General features: G+C 38.7%; 19 protein-coding genes. All 19 read right to left on the bottom strand.

The features are described 5' to 3' along the window. Positions 1-10: 10 nt before the first annotated feature. On the bottom strand, positions 11-1,267 hold the full coding sequence (gene dltD / locus AB3217_RS04230) for a D-alanyl-lipoteichoic acid biosynthesis protein DltD (RefSeq protein ID WP_367365716.1): 1,257 nt from the start codon (positions 1,265-1,267) through the stop codon (positions 11-13). Next, entirely contained in the window at positions 1,267-1,503 is a 237-nt protein-coding gene (dltC, locus tag AB3217_RS04225) for a D-alanine--poly(phosphoribitol) ligase subunit DltC (protein ID WP_068808026.1), read from the bottom strand. The genes dltD and dltC overlap by 1 nt, the downstream gene beginning before the upstream one ends. A 26-nt stretch (positions 1,504-1,529) precedes the next feature. Then, entirely contained in the window at positions 1,530-2,729 is a 1,200-nt protein-coding gene (dltB, locus tag AB3217_RS04220; RefSeq protein WP_068808029.1) for a D-alanyl-lipoteichoic acid biosynthesis protein DltB, read from the bottom strand. Next, positions 2,729-4,255, bottom strand: a complete 1,527-nt coding sequence (gene dltA / locus AB3217_RS04215; protein ID WP_367365715.1) for a D-alanine--poly(phosphoribitol) ligase subunit DltA — start codon at positions 4,253-4,255, stop codon at positions 2,729-2,731. Before dltA ends, dltB begins: the two co-directional genes overlap by 1 nt. Positions 4,256-4,272: 17 nt before the next feature. Then, on the bottom strand, positions 4,273-4,422 hold the full coding sequence (locus tag AB3217_RS04210; protein ID WP_260266827.1) for a teichoic acid D-Ala incorporation-associated protein DltX: 150 nt from the start codon (positions 4,420-4,422) through the stop codon (positions 4,273-4,275). Positions 4,423-4,636: 214 nt separating this feature from the next. Then, a complete protein-coding gene (gene trxA, locus AB3217_RS04205) occupies positions 4,637-4,948 on the bottom strand; it encodes a thioredoxin (protein ID WP_057783702.1) in 312 nt (103 codons plus the stop codon). An 85-nt stretch (positions 4,949-5,033) separates the two neighbouring features. Then, on the bottom strand, positions 5,034-7,391 hold the full coding sequence (locus tag AB3217_RS04200; RefSeq protein ID WP_367365714.1) for an endonuclease MutS2: 2,358 nt from the start codon (positions 7,389-7,391) through the stop codon (positions 5,034-5,036). 154 nt (positions 7,392-7,545) lie between these two features. Next, positions 7,546-7,833, bottom strand: coding sequence for a DUF1292 domain-containing protein (locus tag AB3217_RS04195; RefSeq protein WP_057783706.1), 288 nt, complete (start codon positions 7,831-7,833; stop codon positions 7,546-7,548). Positions 7,834-7,842: 9 nt separating this feature from the next. Continuing rightward, complete coding sequence (ruvX, locus tag AB3217_RS04190; protein ID WP_057783708.1) at positions 7,843-8,283, bottom strand: Holliday junction resolvase RuvX; 441 nt, start codon at positions 8,281-8,283, stop codon at positions 7,843-7,845. Then, on the bottom strand, positions 8,280-8,579 hold the full coding sequence (locus AB3217_RS04185) for an IreB family regulatory phosphoprotein (RefSeq protein ID WP_057783710.1): 300 nt from the start codon (positions 8,577-8,579) through the stop codon (positions 8,280-8,282). The genes ruvX and AB3217_RS04185 overlap by 4 nt, the downstream gene beginning before the upstream one ends. A gap of 118 nt (positions 8,580-8,697) precedes the next feature. After that, positions 8,698-11,337, bottom strand: coding sequence for an alanine--tRNA ligase (alaS, locus tag AB3217_RS04180; RefSeq protein WP_057783711.1), 2,640 nt, complete (start codon positions 11,335-11,337; stop codon positions 8,698-8,700). A 255-nt stretch (positions 11,338-11,592) separates the two neighbouring features. Continuing rightward, positions 11,593-12,969 (bottom strand): DEAD/DEAH box helicase, encoded by a 1,377-nt coding sequence (locus AB3217_RS04175; RefSeq protein ID WP_057783713.1) that lies wholly within the window; start codon positions 12,967-12,969, stop codon positions 11,593-11,595. 3 nt (positions 12,970-12,972) lie between these two features. After that, positions 12,973-13,935, bottom strand: coding sequence for a bifunctional oligoribonuclease/PAP phosphatase NrnA (locus AB3217_RS04170; RefSeq protein ID WP_317762589.1), 963 nt, complete (start codon positions 13,933-13,935; stop codon positions 12,973-12,975). A 97-nt stretch (positions 13,936-14,032) separates the two neighbouring features. Next, positions 14,033-15,157, bottom strand: a complete 1,125-nt coding sequence (gene dinB, locus AB3217_RS04165) for a DNA polymerase IV (protein ID WP_367365713.1) — start codon at positions 15,155-15,157, stop codon at positions 14,033-14,035. A gap of 203 nt (positions 15,158-15,360) precedes the next feature. Further along, complete coding sequence (gene zwf, locus AB3217_RS04160; RefSeq protein ID WP_367365712.1) at positions 15,361-16,851, bottom strand: glucose-6-phosphate dehydrogenase; 1,491 nt, start codon at positions 16,849-16,851, stop codon at positions 15,361-15,363. A gap of 128 nt (positions 16,852-16,979) precedes the next feature. Then, on the bottom strand, positions 16,980-17,393 hold the full coding sequence (yajC, locus tag AB3217_RS04155) for a preprotein translocase subunit YajC (RefSeq protein WP_068808250.1): 414 nt from the start codon (positions 17,391-17,393) through the stop codon (positions 16,980-16,982). Between the two features lie 59 nt (positions 17,394-17,452). Next, a complete protein-coding gene (gene tgt / locus AB3217_RS04150) occupies positions 17,453-18,595 on the bottom strand; it encodes a tRNA guanosine(34) transglycosylase Tgt (protein WP_057783719.1) in 1,143 nt (380 codons plus the stop codon). Positions 18,596-18,616: 21 nt separating this feature from the next. After that, entirely contained in the window at positions 18,617-19,651 is a 1,035-nt protein-coding gene (gene queA, locus AB3217_RS04145) for a tRNA preQ1(34) S-adenosylmethionine ribosyltransferase-isomerase QueA (RefSeq protein ID WP_057783721.1), read from the bottom strand. An 11-nt stretch (positions 19,652-19,662) separates the two neighbouring features. Then, positions 19,663-20,682, bottom strand: a complete 1,020-nt coding sequence (gene ruvB / locus AB3217_RS04140) for a Holliday junction branch migration DNA helicase RuvB (protein WP_057783723.1) — start codon at positions 20,680-20,682, stop codon at positions 19,663-19,665. Positions 20,683-20,685: the final 3 nt, after the last annotated feature.

The following is a 20,685-nucleotide window of genomic DNA, read 5'->3' as shown; positions in this document are numbered from 1 at the left end:
ATAAAAACAATTATTTTTTTATACTTATTTGATGTTGCCATGCCGTTGAATAGAACTTACTATTCATTTGGTAATGAGGTGCTTTTTGCTTTTTTGTCAAGAACGGATCAATTGACTGGTCAGCAGCCAACCAACCACGCCAACCTAAATGGATGGTATCTTGCATAAAATACGGCACATTTCCTTTATCACTTAAATCACAAATATTGTTGAACCCTTGTGATTGCAGTTGATATCGAATTTTTCGATCAAATTCCTTGAGCATTGTTTGCGATAACCCAGTGTATGCACTCCACTTTTGATTAACGGGTGGAATAATAAACTCAACATTCATGTTTAAAGAAGCGAATTGATTCAAAACTAGTTCGAAATCGCTAAACTCAGGCGATTGCACATAACTCCAATTTTGTTCAAAATTCTTAAATTTCTTTGCCTTGTCGTGTAATCGCCGAACATAAAACTGATTATCGATGCCAAATCGATTATTTGTCGTATTCTGCTTTCCTTGCGCAACAGCTAACTGATCTAAATCTTTTAATTGATAATGATCAGGTAACTGCTTTGCAATCCGATCAATTTTACCCTGATTATTTTTCATTTTCAAATCAGAAAAAAGTTGATCTTCATGTTGCAACAATCTCATCTCATAAACTAAATAAGTTCGTTCGTGTTTCGTAATTTGTTTGCCATCAGCAATACGCTTTAGCGCCATCATAATGGTGTGATTGGCTTTTCCAGAGGGCATATTCAGCAATCGTTTGGCAGCATAGCGATCTTCGGCACTGCTAGCTTTTCGGCTCAAGAGCCAAGTTGCCGATTGCATCGGTGAATAGTAAAATCCGAAAGCATCTTTGCGGGCGCCCTTTTTGACAAACCACTGTGGTGAAATCACAAAAACGGCCTTACGATTCTTTAATTGTGACGTAACTAATTGCATCTGAAAATAATGAGTAAGTGACTGAGTTCCAGGCCCACCCATCAAAAACGGAGTGTACCTTCGTTGATACTTTGTAGCCAATACAGACGGATGCGCCATGTCGAATCTGGAAAATTCTGAGGATCCAAAGAATGGCACAAATTGTTTGTGTGATAGGGCTGATTCTTTAATTATTTGGCCTTTAAGCACATTTGGAGACAAAGCAACTGCCGCTTTATCTTCAGTTTTAGTTGACATATGATTCAGTTTAAATGGGGAAAACAATAGTGCAATCAACAATAATGCAGCCAAAAGAACCGGACCAAATATCAGAAAAAGTTTTTTTGCCACTAGTTCTGCATTTCCTCAGCATTCGCAATAATTTTATTGGGCGTATCCCATTCACTACGCTCAAACTCAGACACTGGTACTTCAATTCCTAGCTCACTTTGTAATTGTAAAAGTAACTGAACGGTACCCATTGAATCTAGCAATCCCGAATCAAACAAATTATTATCTAAATCCCCGCTCAAATCTGTGCCTGTTAAATCTTGTAAAACGTTTAAAACTGTTTCTTTTGTATCCATTTTATTTACTCCCCTTTAAAACTAATTTACTTCGCTATCAACATTGTATTCAAAAAACCTGAAAACAGTAAAAATGTAAAACATACAAAATTAAATGTGACGAAAGTTGCAAAAACTTCCGTAAATTTATTATGCGGTATTTTCCCCGGATGACCCTTCTTATATCTAAGCCACCAATCGTTCACAACGAGCGCGACCCCGTGTAAAATGCCATAAGTAATGTAATACCACGTCACCCCATGCCAGAAACCCATAATCGTCATATTGATAATATAGGTGACATTAGCCGTTGTTTTAGGGCTTTTAAAAACTTTGTGTTTCATGAAAAAGAAAACCAAACGCATATAAATGTAATCTCGGAACCAGAAAGATAGGGTCATGTGCCATCGATTCCAAAATTCCTTGATATTATGCGATTTGAATGGTGCATTAAAATTAATTGGTGTTTCAATTCCCATAAAATAGCTGGTTCCAATTGCAAATAAACTATAACCCGCAAAATCAAAGAAAAGATACATGCTGTATACATACATGACACCAACTAGTGACCAGGATAAGCCATGCGCCATCAGAGCGTAGTGCTCCAATTTTGGCAACCACATTGTGCCAAAAACATAAGCCAACATATATTTGTATACAAATCCCATAAATATATTGTGTAACCCTTTTTGTAGTAACTGGAAATATTTCTCTTGTTTTGGCACATGATCATAATCCCGCTTAAATCTCCGGTAACGATCAATGGGACCTGATGAGATTGTTGGAAAGAAAACCAAGAATTGTAAGAAAAACCAGGGACTAAAGTCTTTCAAAACACCATCACGAGACTCCATAATTGTCTGAACTGCTTTAAAAGTTAAATAACTTATTCCTAAGAAACCAATAATGGCTTGTTTGCCTTCTTGAATTGCCGGAGTTAATTTGACAATCACAAGCGGGATGATTGCCAAAATAACAGTCGCCACAAATATCCCCGTTTGATTGTTTTTCTTGCGATAACTGGTATATACCCATACTAACAACACTTCATAAACTAAATACGTAATTAAGGCCAATCCCTGTGTAATTTTTGGACCACCAAAAGTCAGAACCAAAAAGAAAACAGAAATCAGTGTCTCATACCAGTGAAATCTTTTTCCGCATAAAATTCCAATCACAATCGGCAACAGCGCAAGACCTAAAATACCAAAATACATGGGGTTTTCATATGGTGTAAATGATAACATTAAGAATTAACCTCACTCATAATGGATTTGATGTCAACTTTACCGTTCGCCGTCAGCGGTAATTTGTCTTTGAAAACAAATCGATTTGGCACCATGTAAGGCATCATCGTTTTTTGAAGATCCTTTTTAATTGCCATGGTCAGGGCCATGTTTGTTTCTTCAAGGCTTTTTTTCTGAAGAGTCACATAGGCCACCAGTTGTGAAACTTTATGATTTAAATCATATTTTGGAACTGCCACTGCTTGTTTGATTAACTTTTGTGCGTTCAAGAAATGGTTGACTTCCTCTAGTTCGATCCGATAGCCATGGAGTTTGATTTGAAAATCTAAGCGTCCCAGATAACGAATCATTCCTGACTTATCCTTTTTTCCCAGATCACCAGAATGATAGGTGTTCAAATTTCCTTCACAGTGAAAGGCATTAACTGTTTTACGCGGATTATTCAAATATCCCTTAGAAACTCCCGGACCAGAAATCACAATTTCCCCTTCTTCACCGTTTGGTAAAACTTTTCCATTGGAACTCATAATTTCAATTTTCGTATCTACCTTGGCTTGACCAATTGGTAACCGGTCATAATTGGTCAAAATCTTTGGCGTAATTTGGACTGCTGTAACTGCCACGGTTGTTTCTGTGGGCCCATACGTATTAAAGACGCGAGCCTCTGGGAAACGTTGATTTAACTGTGCGGCTGTTTTATGCGTAAGTTCCTCACCGCAAAACAAAAAGTGGCTTAAATCAGGTAAACGTTTGGCATCAAACGAAGGTTCCAATAAACAAATATCTACAAATGATGGCGTGGATACCCATACATTCAACTTCATTTTTGGTAAATAACTGAAAAGCCGTTTAAAATCATCTGTGATCTTCTTAGGTAATACTTTAAGAGTACCGCCACTGACAAGTGTTGGATATAAACTCATCACCGACAAATCAAATGAGTAAGGCGCTTGAGCCAAAAAAGCAGGTTTATTTTGTAAGTTGAAATCACTTAACATCCAGTTTACAAAACTAAGCAGATTTTGATGACTAATTTGGACCCCTTTTGGTTTTCCTGTCGTCCCAGATGTAAAAATAATGTAAAAGTTTTGATTACCGACAACAGGCGTCCAAGTTTCTTTTAATTCGGTTCTTCTAAATATTTGAGCTAGTTTTTCTGATCTAATTACCGGAATTTTATTAATTTCAATTGGCAGCTGTTCAATTGCAATACAAGCTGCTGGCTTCGCAATTTCTTGAATCATAGTCAACCGATCATTTGGTGAGTGTTCGTCAATTGGAATATAGGCATGCCCACTTTTAACACATCCTAAAAAACTAGCAATCATTTCAAAAGTCTGTTCGCCATAAACCATGATTGGTGCCTGTGGTTCTAATTTCATTTGAGCGATTTGATTTGCCAACGCATCCGAATAACTCTTCAGCTCTTGGTATGTATGCGTTTCTCCCAAATAATCATAAGCGACGCGATCCGGTGCTGTTTGAGCTACCTGATCAATTGCTTGAATCACATTGGTAATTTTCATGTTAATCCCCCCGTAACTTAAAACTCATTGTAGATAAATGTGCCCCCCTGAATACCACTGTAACCATATAGGTAAACAAGAATTAAAAAAACGACAAAATAAAAAAACATCTGCCCAAGAAATTTCACCCATTCCCGCTGCCATAATGTTTTAAAAAAGTTTTTCACGTTATCCCCCCTGAATACACGTTTTTCCTTTCACAGTATCTCATGAATTACTGGACCTGTAAATATGTTTCAGTATAATCACTTAATCCTCCTGTAACAATCTATTAACGCAACTGTTAACTAATTCTTTACTTCGCTTAAAAAAGGCTTAAAAAAAAAGATCAAAACGACTCCTGAAAAAGTCGTTTTGATCTTTTTTTCTCTCATACTTCAATTATGCGTACTGTGCTAAAACCTTTTGGATTTGTTCTTTTGAGTGGTAACCAACCAACGTATCAACAACGGCGCCATCTTTTTTGACCATTAAAGTTGGAATACTCATAATGCCAAAGTTTTGTGCTGTCTTTGGATTAGCATCCACATCCATTTTGGTGAATGTAACTTGATCATTCATTTCACCCTCGAGTTGTTCAACAACAGGAGACTGCATCCGACAAGGACCACACCATGTTGCCCAAAAATCAGTTAATGTGACACCTTCGCTGGTTTTGTCATTAAAGTTATCATCTGTAATTGCTTCTACCATCTCAATTAGCCCTCTTTCTAATTTACTATCAATAGTTTATCAAAGATTAGATTAAACACCAAAAATTTTGCTTACAAAAAATCAGTTATTTGAAATGAACGACCGTGGCGCCGTTTCCTCCAGCATTCGGTGCTGCATATTCAAAATGTTTAACTTGCCGATTACCTTGAAGATACTGTGTAATCCCCTTTCGAAGCGCACCTGTCCCTTTTCCATGAACAATTGTCACCATTGGATAACCCGCCAATAAAGCAGAGTCAATATATCGATCTACCTCAGTCATTGCTTCTTCATAACGTTTACCGCGCAAATCTAAAGTTGTTTTGACTGCCGAACTGGTCCGTCTAATTGTAGTTCGTCTCCCAGCAGATTCATTTTTATCAGGAGCAACCTTCTCCAGCTCGTCAGTTGGTACTTTCATCTTTAGGATTCCCATTTGGACTTCCCAATGCTTTTTATCCATCTGCCGTAACAATGAACCTCGTTGACCATAGCTCGTAACCATGACATCATCGTTTACTTTTAACTCTTGTTTAGCTTTAACCCGTTGTAGTACCCTGTTTTTCTTCAAACTTGGTGCTTGATGCAAAGCATTTAAACCACTCTTAGAATCAATTAACTGATTTTCTTTAATTCCAGCGCCACCTTGCATCTCCATTTTTCGAAGTCTTTTGATAATTTTATCTGCTTTTTCTTCCGCATTATCAACTAATTCATTAGCCTGTTGTTTAGCTTTTTCCAAATACTGATCTTTGGAATTCACTAATTTTTGATACTCATTCGTTAAATCTTTATGCAATTTTTCGGCTTCATCCACTTCGACCTTCAGCTTATCTGCCCGATCGGCTGCTTCCTTTTGACGTTCAGATAGGTCTTTAATCATAGCACTTAAGTCTTGACTATCCTGGTCCATTAACGACCGCGCCTGCATAATCACACCTGGTTCAATCCCCAAGCGCGTGGCAATATCAAACGCATTACTGCTTCCTGGAATTCCAACCAATAGTTTATATGTCGGTTTTAGAGACTCCGTATCAAATTCCATGCTAGCATTCATCGTCTCTGGCCGATTATAACCATAAGCCTTCAATTCTGGATAGTGAGTCGTAGCCATCACGTAGCTACCGGCACTGCCAACTCGATCTAAAATTGCAATCGCCAATGCGGCCCCTTCTTTAGGATCCGTCCCGCCACCAAGCTCATCAAACAGGACCAAACTCCGATCATCAATCTGGGCTAAAATTTTCACAATATTATCCATATGTGATGAGAAAGTACTTAAGTTCTGTTCAATAGATTGTTCATCACCAATATCAGCAAAAATTTCATCGAAAATTCCCATCTGACTATTCTCTGCAACGGGAATAAATAACCCTGATTGGGCCATTAATTGTAGTAACCCAAACGTTTTCAAAGTGATTGTCTTCCCACCAGTATTAGGCCCGGTGATAATCAAGGCTTTATAGTCGTCACCCAAATTAATATCATTGGCAACCATTTTCTTAGGATCAATTAACGGATGTCGTGCCTGGCGAAAATGCACATGATTTTCTAGCGAAATTGAAGGTTCTGTTCCCTTAATCTCTGCAGCGTATCGTGCTTTCGCATTAATAAAATCTAAATGACCTAAAACTGCCGCATTATTCAACAGTTCTTCTCGGTAAGGCGCCAACAGTTCAGAAAGTTCCGTTAAAATTCTTTCTTCTTCAGTTTTTTCTTCCACTTGATTTTGGCGCAACTGATTATTTAGATCCATTACTGCCGCCGGTTCAATATACATTGTTTGCCCAGAAGCACTTTGATCATGAACCACACCACCAAAATGACTGCGATACTGTGCCATAACTGGAATCACATAACGGCCATCCCGCATCGTAATAATTGAATCACTTAAATATTTAGAATCTTTTCCACGGGTATAACCATCCATCTTTGCTCGAATAGAACTCTCTGTGGTGGAAATCCGGCTTCGAATGCCAAATAACTTGTCTGAGGCTTCATTGGTAATATGGCCGTCTCCCTCAATCGACTTAATTAATCGCTTGGAAATCTCTGGCAAAGCTTGTAATTTAGCGACAGTTTCATACAAGGTCCTAAAATCAATTTTTTCTTCACGTACTTTTTGGAAAAAACTAATGATGTCCTGTGTCGTGCGGAGCATTTTAGTAATTTGAGATAATTCCAATCCGCTTAACGTAGCGCCAATTTCAAGTCGTTTCATTTGTGGACCAATATTATCAAGCTTAGCGATTGGAATGCCACCCTTCAATCGATAAGCATCTGCACCATCTAAGGTTTCTGTCAGTGCCAATTGAATTTGGTCACCGTCTACCATTGGTCCTAAATTATCTAGTTCTTGCCGACCACTTTGTGAAGCTAGGTACGGCTTTAGTTTATCTTTTACTTTTTCATACTCTAATGTTTCAAAAATCTTCTTATTCATTTTATTATCCTTTTAGTTATTTATCCGTATTTTAGCGCATTTTATCAAGCTTGGATATTAAACAGTCCTCGGTTATGTTTGATCAAACAAAAACGATCAAATCTGAATATTCTCAACTCAGATTTGATCGTTTTTACTACGCTTAAATGGAAATCTATTCTTCGTCGTTATCGCCTAAGAAAGTGTTCAACACTTCCTCGACCATCTTCCATTCATCGTCTGATTCAATTTCAGTTAATTGTCCTGCATCCGCATTACCATCAGCATCCGGTGTATATGAGTAAGCCTGAATATCAACCTGCTCATCATTTTCTGCATCAGAAGGATACAAAAACATATATGACTTACCATAATCTTCAGAATCAAATGTAAATAAAACGTTGTAAAGCTCTTCATTTCCGTGTTCGTCAACGAGTGTAATTTGTTGTTCCTCTTCGCTCATTAGGAAACCTCACTTTAAATTATTTAGTAGTTTGCCATGTCGATCCAAATAGTTTTCTAGAATCAAGCTAGCCGCCAATTTATCAATAACTTTTTTTCGCTTTTTTCGCGATGTATCAGCCTGTTCAATTAACATTCTCTGTGCTTCTACTGTAGTTAATCTTTCGTCCTGATAATCTACAGGTAAATCAAAGGTTTCAATCATAAGTTGACCGTAAGCCTTGGCGGCATCTACCCGAGGACCAGAAGTATTATTCATATTCTTTGGCAAACCAACCACAAAGCCAGTCACATCGTATTGCTTAACCAATTCACTAATTCGATCTAAACCAAACTCTTTTTGATCTTCATTAATTTTGACAATTTCAACACCTTGGGCCGTCCAGCCTAATTCATCACTGACTGCCACCCCAACTGTTCTGGAACCAACATCTAAACCCATTAATCTCATTTAATATGACCTGCCGATTGTCCAGATTTGTCCAAATTATTATTATCTTTCGAAAGATAGTTACGAACCAACTCTTCGATAATCTCATCACGCTCATGCTTGCGAATCAAGTTACGAGCATCGTTTAATCTAGGAATATAGGCTGGGTCTCCCGAGAGTAAGTATCCGACAATTTGGTCAATCGGATTATATCCCTTCTCCTCCAAAGCATCATAAACCGTCTTTAAGGTTTCATGTAGATCCTTAGGAGCATCATTGCTAAAATCAAAAAACATTGTCTTATCCAATTTACTCATCGAAAGCACCTCCTGTACTGTCATCAAGATAATTCTACCCGATCACTTAAAAAAGTACAAACATAGAAGTCTAATGTAATCAACTCGTAACACTGCTTTAGTCAACTCGCAACATTCCTTATTTTTCTGCTAGCCAGTCAATGCCATCCACCAAGGCCTGTTTGAGTCCAGCAGGATTACTACCACCGGCCTGTGCTAAGTTGGGACGACCGCCACCACCACCATTGATTTGTTTGGCAATGGCTTTAATCAGATCACCGGCTTTTAACCCAGCCTTAACTTTTTCATCAGAAACAGCAACCAACAAGTTAGCCTTTTCACCAACAGTTGTTCCCAAAATCAAAACATCTGAAATTGCACGTTGCTTCCAATCATCCGCTAAATCACGAAGCTGTGCCATTCCAGAAACTTTGATGACATCAGCAATTACTGAATACTGACCGGCTTGTTTAACATTGTCAAACACATTTGCTGCTGCTTGTTTAGCCATTTTTGTTTCAAGATTTTCAACTTTTTGTGTCATTGCTTTCAAACTATCCTGAAGTTGAGCCACCTTGTTTGGCGTATCTTTGACTTGAATTGCCTTAACCTTTTGAGCAGTTTCTCGTAGAAGCTTGTCATGGCTAACCAAATACTCGTAAGCCTCAGCAGAGGTAACGGCCTCTATTCGGCGGACACCGGCACCCACGCCGGATTCAGAAACGATCTTAAACAGACCTAATTCATTGGTGTTCTTCACATGATCGCCACCACAAAATTCAACTGAGTAATCACCAACACTAACCACACGAACCTTTTTACCATACTTTTCACTAAATAAGGCGATGGCACCGAGCTTTTTAGCAGATTCAATATCAGTTTCAACAGTTTTAACTGGAATCTCGGCAAAAATCTTTTGATTAACAATACCTTCAACTTTTTGCAAATCAGCTGATGTCACCTGACCAAAATGGGTAAAATCAAATCGAAGGTAATCTGGTTCAACTAATGAGCCCGCTTGCTTTGTATGCGAGCCAAATACATCTCTTAAAGCTTGATCCAACAAATGAGTAGCCGTATGATTTTTTTCAACCTTACTGTGAAAATGAGGATCGACCTTTAAAGCATAAGTTTTTTCAGTTTCTAATGGCCGCAACACTTTAACTGTATGGAGATTTTGGCCATTGGGTGCATGTTGCACATCTTTAACTTCAGCAACCACATTGCCATGCTCATCCGTAATGGTTCCCTTATCGGCCACTTGACCACCCATTTCCGCATAAAATGGTGTAATATCAAAAATAAGTTGAGCTTCACCCTTTTCAGCGGCACTGACAATCTTTTCGTTTTGAATAATATCTTTTAAAACACTGTGTTCAACATTCAATTCTGAATAACCAACATAACGACTTGGCGTTTTAATATTGGTCAAAAGATCAGATTGAACACCCATTGATACCCGGTTACCACGAGCGGCACGAGCTCGTTGCTTTTGTTGTTGCATTTCTGTCTTGAAACCATCTTGATCGACCTCTAAGCCCTCATCGTGAGCATATTCCATGGTTAAGTCCAATGGGAAGCCATAGGTATCAAACAACTTAAACGCATTAGCACCTGAAATTTTAGTTTCATTGGCTGCCTTTGTTTTAGCAATGATCTGATCTAAAAGATGAACCCCATCATTTAGAGTCTCATTGAATCGACTTTCCTCAGATTCCACAACTTTGGCAATGTAGTCTTTTTGTTCAAGAACTTCTGGGTAATAAGATTTCATAATCTCGCCGACGACCGGAACTAATTTATACAAGAAACTCTTTTCAATACCTAACTTTTGTCCGTACATCACAGCTCTTCGAATCAAGCGTCGAATAACATAACCCCGCCCTTCGTTTGAAGGTAGCGCCCCATCCCCGATTGCAAATGTAATGGCACGAGCGTGATCGGCAATAACTTTAAATGCTACATCCTGTTCTTTATCATCATTGTATGTTTTACCGCTGAAAGTTTCTGTTTTTCGAATTAATGGTAAAAATAGATCGGTTTCAAAGTTAGTCGGTGCGTTTTGGAAAATAGAAACCACCCGTTCAAGCCCCATTCCCGTATCAATGTTTTTATGGGGAAGAGGTTCATATGAACCATCAGGCTTGTGGTTAAACTGTGAAAAGACAATGTTCCAAATCTCTAGATAGCGCTCATTTTCGCCACCAGGATAATTTTCAGGATCATCATCGGCTAAATTATTGAAGGATTCACCACGATCATAAAAGATTTCAGAATCTGGACCACTAGGGCCCTCGCCAATATCCCAAAAATTATCTTCAACGGCAATAATATGATCTGCTGGAACCCCAACAGATTCCCAATACTTCTTCGCATCAGTATCTTTTGGATAAACAGTAATAAATAACTTTTCAGGATCCATTGCGAACCACTTAGGACTTGTTAGTAGTTCCCAAGCCCAGGTAATCGCTTCTTCTTTAAAATAATCACCCACTGAGAAATTCCCTAACATTTCAAACAAGGTGTGGTGCCGCGCAGTATGACCCACGTTTTCAATATCATTAGTTCTGATACTTTTCTGCGAACTCGTTAACCGGGGAACCTCTGGAACGACACTACCATCAAAATACTTTTTCATTGTGGCAACTCCAGAATTAATCCACAATAAAGTTGGATCATCGTGCGGTACTAAAGATGCACTGGGTTCAATGATATGACCTTTTGACTGAAAGAAGTCCAAAAACATCTGTCTAATTTCACTACTTGATTTGTTTTCCATAACTTTTCCCTTTCTAATCGCATAAAAAGACCGTTGCTAGTAAAGACGCCTTAGCGCGGTACCACTTTACTTGCAACGATCTTAATCGTTTACCTCTTAAACTCTTTAACGCAGAGTCGCGAAATACTTATCATTTGTAAGGTAGCCTTAAAACCATAAATTCGTTTTTCTCATTAACCAAAACGTTTCTGAAAATTTATTAGCTTTAATATGTCCTTAGCCAAAAACCATTATATTGCAGAAAATAGCTGATTGTCAATGCTCACCGGGATTTCGTTTTGCCCGATTCTGCTTGATCTTTTGCCGCTTAGTTCTAAGAAATTCTTGATGCTTGGCCACTCTTCGATCACGCTGATCTTGAATCTCAATAGCCTTCTTAATTCGACGTTTATATCCTGGCTTAACTTTACGCTTACTCTTCTTAACCATTCCTACCATAGTTGGATCCAACTTATGATGATCCTTTACCCGCGTAGTTCGGCGATTCCGATCATAAGAATCCACAACCTCACCATTTTTAATAGCTTTAGGCTGGAACTTAACACCCAATTTTTCGATTTCAGAAACTTTAGCTTCTTCGCCAGGTTCATATAAGGTGATGGCAATTCCAGACATGCCATTCCGGCCAGTTCGACCAACACGATGAATAAAGAAATCTAAATCATCTGGAATACCGTCGTTAATGACCATCGAAACACCCTCAATATCAATCCCTCGTGCTGCTAAATCGGTAGCAACGACAAATTGAAAGTCAAGGTTATGAATTTCTTTCATAACCCGTTTCCGTTCACGAGGCGGGACCCCACCATGAACCTTGGCAACTTTTAGGCCCTGATTCTTCAGGTAATAAGTTAGCTCATCAACCCGTTCTTTAGTATTACAAAAAATCAAAACTAAATAAGGTTCGCCAATGGTCAATAATCGATGAATCACACTATTTTTACCCTTACTTTTGGTTGAAATCAACCAATTTTCAATAGTCGGGCTAATAATACTCTGCACAGGAATCTCTTCGATAACAGGATTCACCATATATTTTTTCAAAAAGATGTTTAACGAATGCGGAATTGTTGCGGAAAAAACCATCATTTGTAGTTTTTTTGGCAAACTTGCCGCAATCTTGTCCACTTCATTTAAGAAACCCATATCAAGCGTCATATCAGCTTCATCCACAACAAACTGAGCCGCCAGATGGACGTCCAAAGCTTGGCTACTAATCAAGTCCCAAACACGTCCTGGGGTTCCAATCACAACTTGTGGTTGACGTCGCTTCAATTTTTCGATTTGCCGTTTTTTATCAGTTCCACCCACATAATTACCAATTTCAATTTCATTATCTGAGAACTGAACTAATTGGCGCGCCGCTGTATGAATCTGGTAGGCCAGCTCACGGCTTGGTGTCGTAATGACGACTTGAACTTGCTGCTTATTCGGGTCAATGTTATTCAAAATCGGTAGTAAAAAGGTATGTGTTTTTCCACTACCCGTTTGCGATTGGCCAATCACACTTTTCCCAGCCTCAATCACCGGAATTAATTTTTCTTGAACCGGGGTTGGCTGAATAAAATTAATTTCTTTTAGTGCAGTGATCAAAAATGGTTGCAAATTAAACTCTGTAAAACCGTTTTTCATTAATTACTCCTTCTTGCTCTTCTGATAGGCAGTGGCAATCTCAGCCAATTCTTTTTTTATGACTGCGACTTCATCCAAATCTTTTGCTTTTGCCCCACTTGCCAAAGCATGACCGCCACCATCATGTTTTTTAGCAAGTTCATTAATTGTTGGTCCCTTTGACCGTAGGCGAACTCGATAAGTTCCATCGCGTTGAATCACAAAGATTGCCCAGCAAACAACGGAATCAATTTTTCCAGGAATCGGCACAACACCAGCAGTTCCTGCATCCTTTAAATCAAACTTATCTAACACTTCAGCGGTTAAACAAACAGTGGCTGCTCCCGCATCGGTAATTTCTAAATTTTCATACACATAAGCTGATAGTTTTGCAACTGGTAACGCAATACTATCCAATTTTTGGTTAACTGCGGTCACATCAAAACCAGTTGCCATTAATGAAGCTGCAACCCGCAATGTATGCGGTGTTGTCGCTGAATATAAGAATCGACCAGTATCAGCAACAATTCCAGCATACAGCGCTCTGGCTGCCTTTGGTGTTAATGTGAGTTCCTTTTTAAATTGATGATAAAAATCATAAACCATCTCAGCACTACTAGAAGCGTTTGGCACTACCCAGATTAAATCACCATATGGATCATCATTTGGATGATGATCAATTTTGATTAACTCTTGTCCATTTGTGTAACGATTATCGTCCACCCGGGGCGGATTAGCGGTATCGGTCACAATGACTAGGGCATCATCGTAATCATCATCATCAGCAACATCCATTTCACCAATCCAAGACAAACCACTAATTTGTTTGCCGACTGACAAAACAGTTTTCATCGGGAAAGAGGCATGAATAATTTCTGCCAAACCAATTTGAGAACCAATTGCATCAGGATCTGGCCGTTGGTGGCGATGAATAATAATTCGTTGGTGTTTTTTAATTTGTTCAAAGATTTCTTGCTGCAGTGTCATAATTTCTTCTTTCTGTTTCAAACTAATTTTAAAAGGATCGCGAGTTTTCACTTCATCCCAGTATACTAGGTTTTTCAATCAAATACAAAACAAGAATCTAATCTTGCCTAAATAAAGGAAGCGACATGTTTTCGAAATTAATACTTGCTAAATTTGTAAGCGTAATTCCCAAAAGACGGACTCCCCGTTGACTTTCTCCGAACTCATCAAATAGTTGTTGCGCATAGAAAAGATAGGTTTCTTGGCTATTATCTAAAAACTCAGTAAGTGTTTGGCGCTTCGTAATGGTCTCGAAATCAGAAAAACGTACTTTTAAGACTAAAGTTTTGCCATGCTTTTGCTTTTGTTTCAGAGTTTCAGCAACCTTTTGGGCCAAATCTTTCAAAGCCTCTTCCACTTCCGAATCAGATACTAAATTGGGGTTATAGGTGCTTTCTTTTCCAATTGATTTCCGCTCTCGTTGATACTCAACAGGTCGATCATCAGCCCCCCGCACATGATGATACAAAACATCTCCAAAACGACCAAAATGATGAATTAACTCCATTTCACTTTTTTTATAAAGATCGCGCCCTTTAAAAATCTGAATATCATGCATCTTGGGAACTGTCTTCTTCCCAACGCCACGAAACTTTTCAATTGGCAGTTTATCCAAAAATTCACGGACATCTTCTGATAATACCACTGCAACTCCAATTGGTTTTTGATATTCTGAAGCTAATTTCGCTAAAAATTTATTGTAAGAAATTCCAGTAGAACAGGTTAAATGGGTTTTTGCGTAAATTTCGCTTTGAATTTGATGCGCCACTTCTACTGCACTTTCAATTTGCTTTTTATTATCCGTCACATCCAAATAAGCTTCATCAAACGCAACTGGTTCAATTTTTTCTGTATATTCTCCAAAGATTTCATGAATTTGATCGGAAACTGCACGATATAAAGTGAAATCTGGTGTTTTAAATACAGCCTCAGGGCAGAGCTCTAACGCCTTCTGTGCACTCATTGCCGAATGGACGCCTGATTGGCGAGCAAGGTAGTTAGCCGTGGCCACAACGCCCTTTCCACCAGTCTGTCGTGGATCTCGTGCAATCACGAGTGGTTTTTTTCGTAATTTGGAATTTTCTCGTTCCTCAATCGAAGCATAAAAAGCATCCATATCTACATGAATGATTTTTCTAGAGGTATCCACATGGATTGGAACCCTGTCAATATTTGTATCCATTTCTATCACCCAAATTCAGTTTATCCGAACGTACGTTTGAAATCAAGTTATAAAAAGAGAGTACAAAAAAGGCAGCTGCTTCGCATAGCTAAACTACCGAACGATCCGTACTTTGGATCGTTTGTTAATCGTAGCTAAGCGGAAGCACCTGCCTTTTCTTCAGGTTTTAGAAATAATATTCAGAAAATATAAACAATCTAAGATTAGTTTGTCGCATCAAAAATCCAATTTCTGTGATCACGTTTCAACAAATCTTGCGAAGCTTGAGGTCCCATTGACCCACTTACATAATTTGGAAAATCTGCTTTTTCACTATCCCATGCTTCACGGATGACATCCACAATTCGCCAAGCCTGTGCAACTTCATGCCAGTGCGCAAAGTTGGTCCGATTGCCATCAAGTGCATCATGGATCAGTTTCTCATAAGCCTCTGGAATCTTAGCCTTTTCAGCTGCTGTTTTATGATAGTCAAGATGAATTGGCATAATACCATACGTTTGCCCACCATCTTTGACATTCAAATCAAGCCGATACCCTTGATCCGGTTCAATATACAGCGTCAAAACGTTTTGATCTAGCAAATTGCTATCCGCATCTGTTGAGTCAAAAATATTGGTATCCACATTTTTAAATACCACATTGATTTGTGTCGATTTACGTGCGAGCCGTTTCCCAGTTCGAACATAAATTGGTACACCAGCTAAAGTCTTATTTTCTGTTTCTAGTTTCCCGGAAACAAAGGTTTCGATTTGTGACTGTTCATCAGTACCCTCTTCATGGCGATAATCTGATTGTGTGTGATCCGCATCCTCACCATATTGCCCTCGGACAAAGTTTTGCAAAGCCTCTTCTTTCGAATAAACCTTGATATTTTGAAGTGCCTCTACTTTTCGATCACGTAATTCAGAAGCTGTGTATTTACTTGGTTTTTCCATCGTTAACAAAGAAATAATTTGCAAAATATGATTTTGCACCATATCCCGTAACGCTCCGGCCGTTTCATAATAGCCAGCCCGTTCTTCAACTCCTAAGAATTCAGCTAAAGTAATTTGAATATTATCGATATGTTCTTTATTCCAAAGTGATGAAACGATTTGATTACCAAAACGAAGCGCAGCAATACTTTGAATGGCTTCTTTTCCTAAATAGTGATCAATTCGGTAAATCTGATCCTCAGAAAACGCCGCTGAAATATCGTCATTAAGCTCTTTTGCCGTTTTAAGATCTCGGCCAAAGGGCTTTTCAATGATTAGGCGATTATAACCATGATCAGTTATTAGCTTTTCGGACTTAAGATGTGCAGCAATTGTCCCAAAGAACCGAGGTGCCATTGCCAAATAATAAATTCTATTTCCTTGTAAATCATATTTTTCATCTAACTTATCGGCCAAATTTCTCAAAGCCACATAATGCTCTGTATCATTCACATTGTGTGATTGATAATAAAAATGACTGGCAAATTTTCGGGCCAATTCACTGTTCGTCCGATCTGACTCATGACCATCATCTGCGACAGCATTCATCACAACTTCATGGTAGTGATCATCCGTCCATGGCCGTCGAGCCGTTCCAATAACAGCGAAATTGTCTTTTAAATACCCTTTTTCATACAAACGAAATAATGAAGGATACAATTTTCGATACGCTAAATCGCCTGTTCCTCCAAAAATAATAAATAACGCTTGCTGTGTCATTCTATTTGCCCCACTTTCACAATATCTATTCTTTTTAATTATGAAACTTTTGTACAAAATACACAACTTATAAAACTCCAAAAAAAATTTGAAACTAAAAAAGTTTCAAATTTTTATAAAATATCTAATTATTTATCTGAGTCATCTTTAACTGAATCATCAGTTGGTTCCTTTGGCTCTTCAACATCAGCAGTTTTGTCATCTGTTGCTGAAGCAACATCTGTATCTGCAGTTGCTGCTGGTTGAACAGCTTCAACATGGTCGACACGCATAATTGCAGTACGATCAAATACTAAGTAAATACCGTCACAATCTAATGTCACCGTTTTAGCATCAGTATCAACCTTATCCACAACACCATGTAAACGACCAATTGTCACAACTTTATCGCCAACTTGAAGTTTACTCATCATTTCTTGATGCTTTTGTTGTTGCTTCTTTTGTGGCCGAATCATCATGAAATACATTAATCCAAAAATTAAAACAATGAAAATAATGCTTCCCATACCACTAAAACCTGAATTTGCTCCTAATAACAATATAAACACCTCATTTTCTTTATCCTAACTGTATCAAAAAATACCCTTTAGTTCCAGTAATTTTAGAAATTCTTTGGATGCGCTTGATTATACCCATATTCTTCAAAAAACGCTTCTTTAAATTCCAATAAATTATCATCCTGAATAGCCTGACGGACTTGTTTCATCAGATGAACTAAAAAATACGTATTATGAATACTAGTTAATCGCAAGCCAAATGTTTCTTCTGTTTTCATCAAATGACGGACATATGCTCTAGTAAAATTGCGACAAGTATAACATTGGCAATTATCATCAATTGGTGTAAAGTCACGCGCATACTTCGCGTTCTTCACAACCAAGCGCCCGTGCGATGTCATGCAGGTTCCGTTTCGCGCAATTCGCGTTGGCAAAACACAATCAAACATATCAATCCCCCGCATTACACCATCAATCAGTGAATCCGGTGAACCGACGCCCATGAGGTAACGTGGTTTGTTTTCTGGAAGCATTGGCGTCGTGAACTCTAAAACTCGGTTCATTTCATCTTTTGATTCTCCAACTGACAATCCACCAATTGAATAACCAGGGAAATCTAAACTAACGAGATCTTTGGCACTTTGTTCACGCAAAGCCTTAAATCCAGCTCCCTGCACAATTCCAAACAACGCTTGCCAATCCGGATTCTGGTGAGCTTTCAAGCCCCGTTCTGCCCACCGACTCGTTCTTTCAACTGAATGTTTAACATACTCGTAACTTTCAAAAAATGGCGGACATTCATCAAAACTCATCATAATGTCTGGTCCCAAATCATTCTCGATTTGAATCGCTTTTTCGGGACTTAAAAACATTTTTGCGCCACTAATTTCATTCCGAAAATGCACCCCTTCTTCAGAGATATCACGCAGTTTAGCTAATGAAAACACTTGGAAACCACCAGAATCTGTTAAAATTCCTTTTTTCCAATTCATAAACTTATGCAGGCCACCAGCTTCTTTGACAATATCTTCACCAGGACGCACCCAAAGATGGTAGGTATTAGAAAGAATAATATCAGCACCGATGTCTTCCAATTCTTCTGGAGACATGGCCTTAACTGTCGCCTGTGTGCCGACTGGCATAAAAATCGGCGTCGGAAAAGTCCCATGGGGGGTCTCAATTTCGCCTAACCGCGCGCCAGTATGTTTCTCAGTTTTTATCAAATGATACTTAATTGCAGGTTCCACAGAAATTCTCCATTCTTCTCTTTATTTGATAAACATCGCATCCCCGAAACTAAAGAACCGATATTTTTCTTCAATGGCGTGTTGATAAGCATTTAAAATCATGTCACGACCTGTAAAGGCCGCCACTAACATAACTAATGTAGATTTTGGCAAATGAAAATTTGTGATGAAGGCATCCACAACTTGCCACTTGTACCCAGGTTTTATAAAAATGTCTGTCCAGCCACTATCTGCTTTAATCTCGCCATTAAATTTGGTTCCAATTGTTTCTAAAGTTCGAATCGAAGTTGTCCCTGTCGCAACAATTCGACCTCCATTTTTACGGACTTCATTTAAAGTTGCAGCTGACTCTTCACTCAACCGATAAAATTCACTATGCATTTTGTGATCTTCAATGTTAGCTTCATCAACCGGACGAAAAGTTCCCAACCCAACGTGTAAGGTTAAATAAACTAATTTAACCCCTTTATCCTCAACTTTTTTGAGTAATTCTTTGGTCCAATGTAAGCCAGCAGTTGGTGCTGCGGCACTACCACTTTCACGTGCATAAACGGTTTGATAACGCTCTGGATCATCTAGTTTTTCCTTAATATAAGGTGGCAATGGTGTTTCTCCAAGCTTTTCCAAAATCTCCATAAAAATACCATCATAATGAAATTCAATTTCACGGCCACCATGTTCCAGCTCTTTTACTACCGTTGCCTTCAGCAACCCATCACCAAATTCAATAATTGTACCAACTTTAGCGCGTTTAGCCGGTTTAACCAAAGTTTCCCACTGGTCTCCTACATCATTGTGTAGAAGCAACACTTCCATGTGGGCACCTGTCTCTGGCTTTATACCATAAATTCGTGCAGGCATCACCCGCGAATCATTCATGACAACAGCATCCCCAGCATGTAGTTGATCTAAAATATCATAAAAATGTTTATCTTCTAAGATACCTGTTTTGTGGTCTAACACTAATAAGCGCGACTCATCCCGCTCCTTAATTGGCGTTTGGGCAATTAATTCGTGTGGTAAATTATAATCAAAATCATCAACTGTTAATGTCATGGTGATTCTCCTTAATTAGTTTTATTTTGAGCTATTCCCAAGTGTGCATAACCCTTTTCTGTCACTACACGACCACGCGGCGTCCGATTCAAATAACCAATTTGCATAAGATAAGGTTCATACATTTCGGCAATTGTATCCGCTTCTTCACCAATGTTTGCTGCAATGGTGCCAAGGCCAACTGGACCGCCATGATAAAAGTCAATCATTGTTTTTAATATCTTATTGTCAATTTCATCAAGGCCTTCTTCGTCTACTCGCAAAAACTGCAACGATTTCGTGACAATTTGCTCATCAATTGCCGTTTTATCAGAAACTTCCATAAAATCTCGCACTCGTTTCAAAAGGCGATTCGCAATTCTTGGCGTCCCTCGTGAACGACTCGCAATTTCATGTGAACCTTGGTCCGTAATTTTAGTGTTAAAAATGTCAGCAGAGCGTTTCACAATTTCAGTTAAATCCTCTACTGTGTAGTAATTCATGTGAGCAACAATACCAAACCGATCACGCAAAGGTGCCGACAACAACCCAGCACGCGTAGTTGCCCCAATTAACGTAAACGGTGGCAATGGAAAATGAATTGGATGAGCCGTTGGACCCTGGCCCACCACAATATCGACAAAAAAATCTTCCATTGCAGAATACAGCATTTCTTCAACAATCTTGGGTAACCGATGGATTTCATCAATAAATAAAATATCACCAGGCTGTAATTCGTTCAGTAATGCCACTAGATCTCCGGGTTTTTCAATTGCCGGACCACTTGTCGTTCGAATGTGTACAGCCATTTCGTTGGCGATGACCATAGCAAGTGTCGTTTTCCCTAAACCGGGTGGTCCATATAGCAACACATGGTCAAGCGACTCTTCACGTTGTTTAGTGGCCTGGATGTAAACTGATAATTCATGTTTGATTCGGTCTTGACCAATATACTGATCTAAAGTTGCTGGACGTAACGATTTTTCAATTGAGGCTTCTTCTGAATTCTCATTTTCTCCAGAAACAAGACGGTCGTCATCTGCATCACTCATCCA

Source organism: Pediococcus parvulus (assembly GCF_964063155.1).
GTDB classification, from domain to species: Bacteria; Bacillota; Bacilli; order Lactobacillales; family Lactobacillaceae; genus Pediococcus; species Pediococcus parvulus.
Note: the sequence above shows the minus strand (reverse complement) of the source record. Positions and strands in the feature narration are given on the sequence as shown.

What these genes read in the sequence shown, in the direction of transcription:
- trxA (WP_057783702.1), bottom strand. Translation starts at nt 4,948, where the DNA reads ATGGTAGAAGCAATTACAGATGATAACTTTAATGACAAAACCAGCGAA.
- queA (WP_057783721.1), bottom strand. Translation starts at nt 19,651, where the DNA reads ATGACATTAACAGTTGATGATTTTGATTATAATTTACCACACGAATTA.
- AB3217_RS04200 (WP_367365714.1), bottom strand. Translation starts at nt 7,391, where the DNA reads ATGAATAAGAAGATTTTTGAAACATTAGAGTATGAAAAAGTAAAAGAT.
- AB3217_RS04175 (WP_057783713.1), bottom strand. Translation starts at nt 12,969, where the DNA reads ATGAAAAACGGTTTTACAGAGTTTAATTTGCAACCATTTTTGATCACT.
- dinB (WP_367365713.1), bottom strand. Translation starts at nt 15,157, where the DNA reads ATGGATACAAATATTGACAGGGTTCCAATCCATGTGGATACCTCTAGA.
- AB3217_RS04170 (WP_317762589.1), bottom strand. Translation starts at nt 13,935, where the DNA reads ATGACACTGCAGCAAGAAATCTTTGAACAAATTAAAAAACACCAACGA.
- ruvX (WP_057783708.1), bottom strand. Translation starts at nt 8,283, where the DNA reads ATGAGATTAATGGGTTTAGATGTTGGTTCCAGAACAGTTGGGGTGGCA.
- dltB (WP_068808029.1), bottom strand. Translation starts at nt 2,729, where the DNA reads ATGTTATCATTTACACCATATGAAAACCCCATGTATTTTGGTATTTTA.
- ruvB (WP_057783723.1), bottom strand. Translation starts at nt 20,682, where the DNA reads ATGAGTGATGCAGATGACGACCGTCTTGTTTCTGGAGAAAATGAGAAT.
- zwf (WP_367365712.1), bottom strand. Translation starts at nt 16,851, where the DNA reads ATGACACAGCAAGCGTTATTTATTATTTTTGGAGGAACAGGCGATTTA.
- AB3217_RS04195 (WP_057783706.1), bottom strand. Translation starts at nt 7,833, where the DNA reads ATGAGCGAAGAGGAACAACAAATTACACTCGTTGACGAACACGGAAAT.
- dltC (WP_068808026.1), bottom strand. Translation starts at nt 1,503, where the DNA reads ATGGATACAAAAGAAACAGTTTTAAACGTTTTACAAGATTTAACAGGC.
- alaS (WP_057783711.1), bottom strand. Translation starts at nt 11,337, where the DNA reads ATGGAAAACAAATCAAGTAGTGAAATTAGACAGATGTTTTTGGACTTC.
- dltA (WP_367365715.1), bottom strand. Translation starts at nt 4,255, where the DNA reads ATGAAAATTACCAATGTGATTCAAGCAATTGATCAGGTAGCTCAAACA.
- AB3217_RS04185 (WP_057783710.1), bottom strand. Translation starts at nt 8,579, where the DNA reads ATGAGTAAATTGGATAAGACAATGTTTTTTGATTTTAGCAATGATGCT.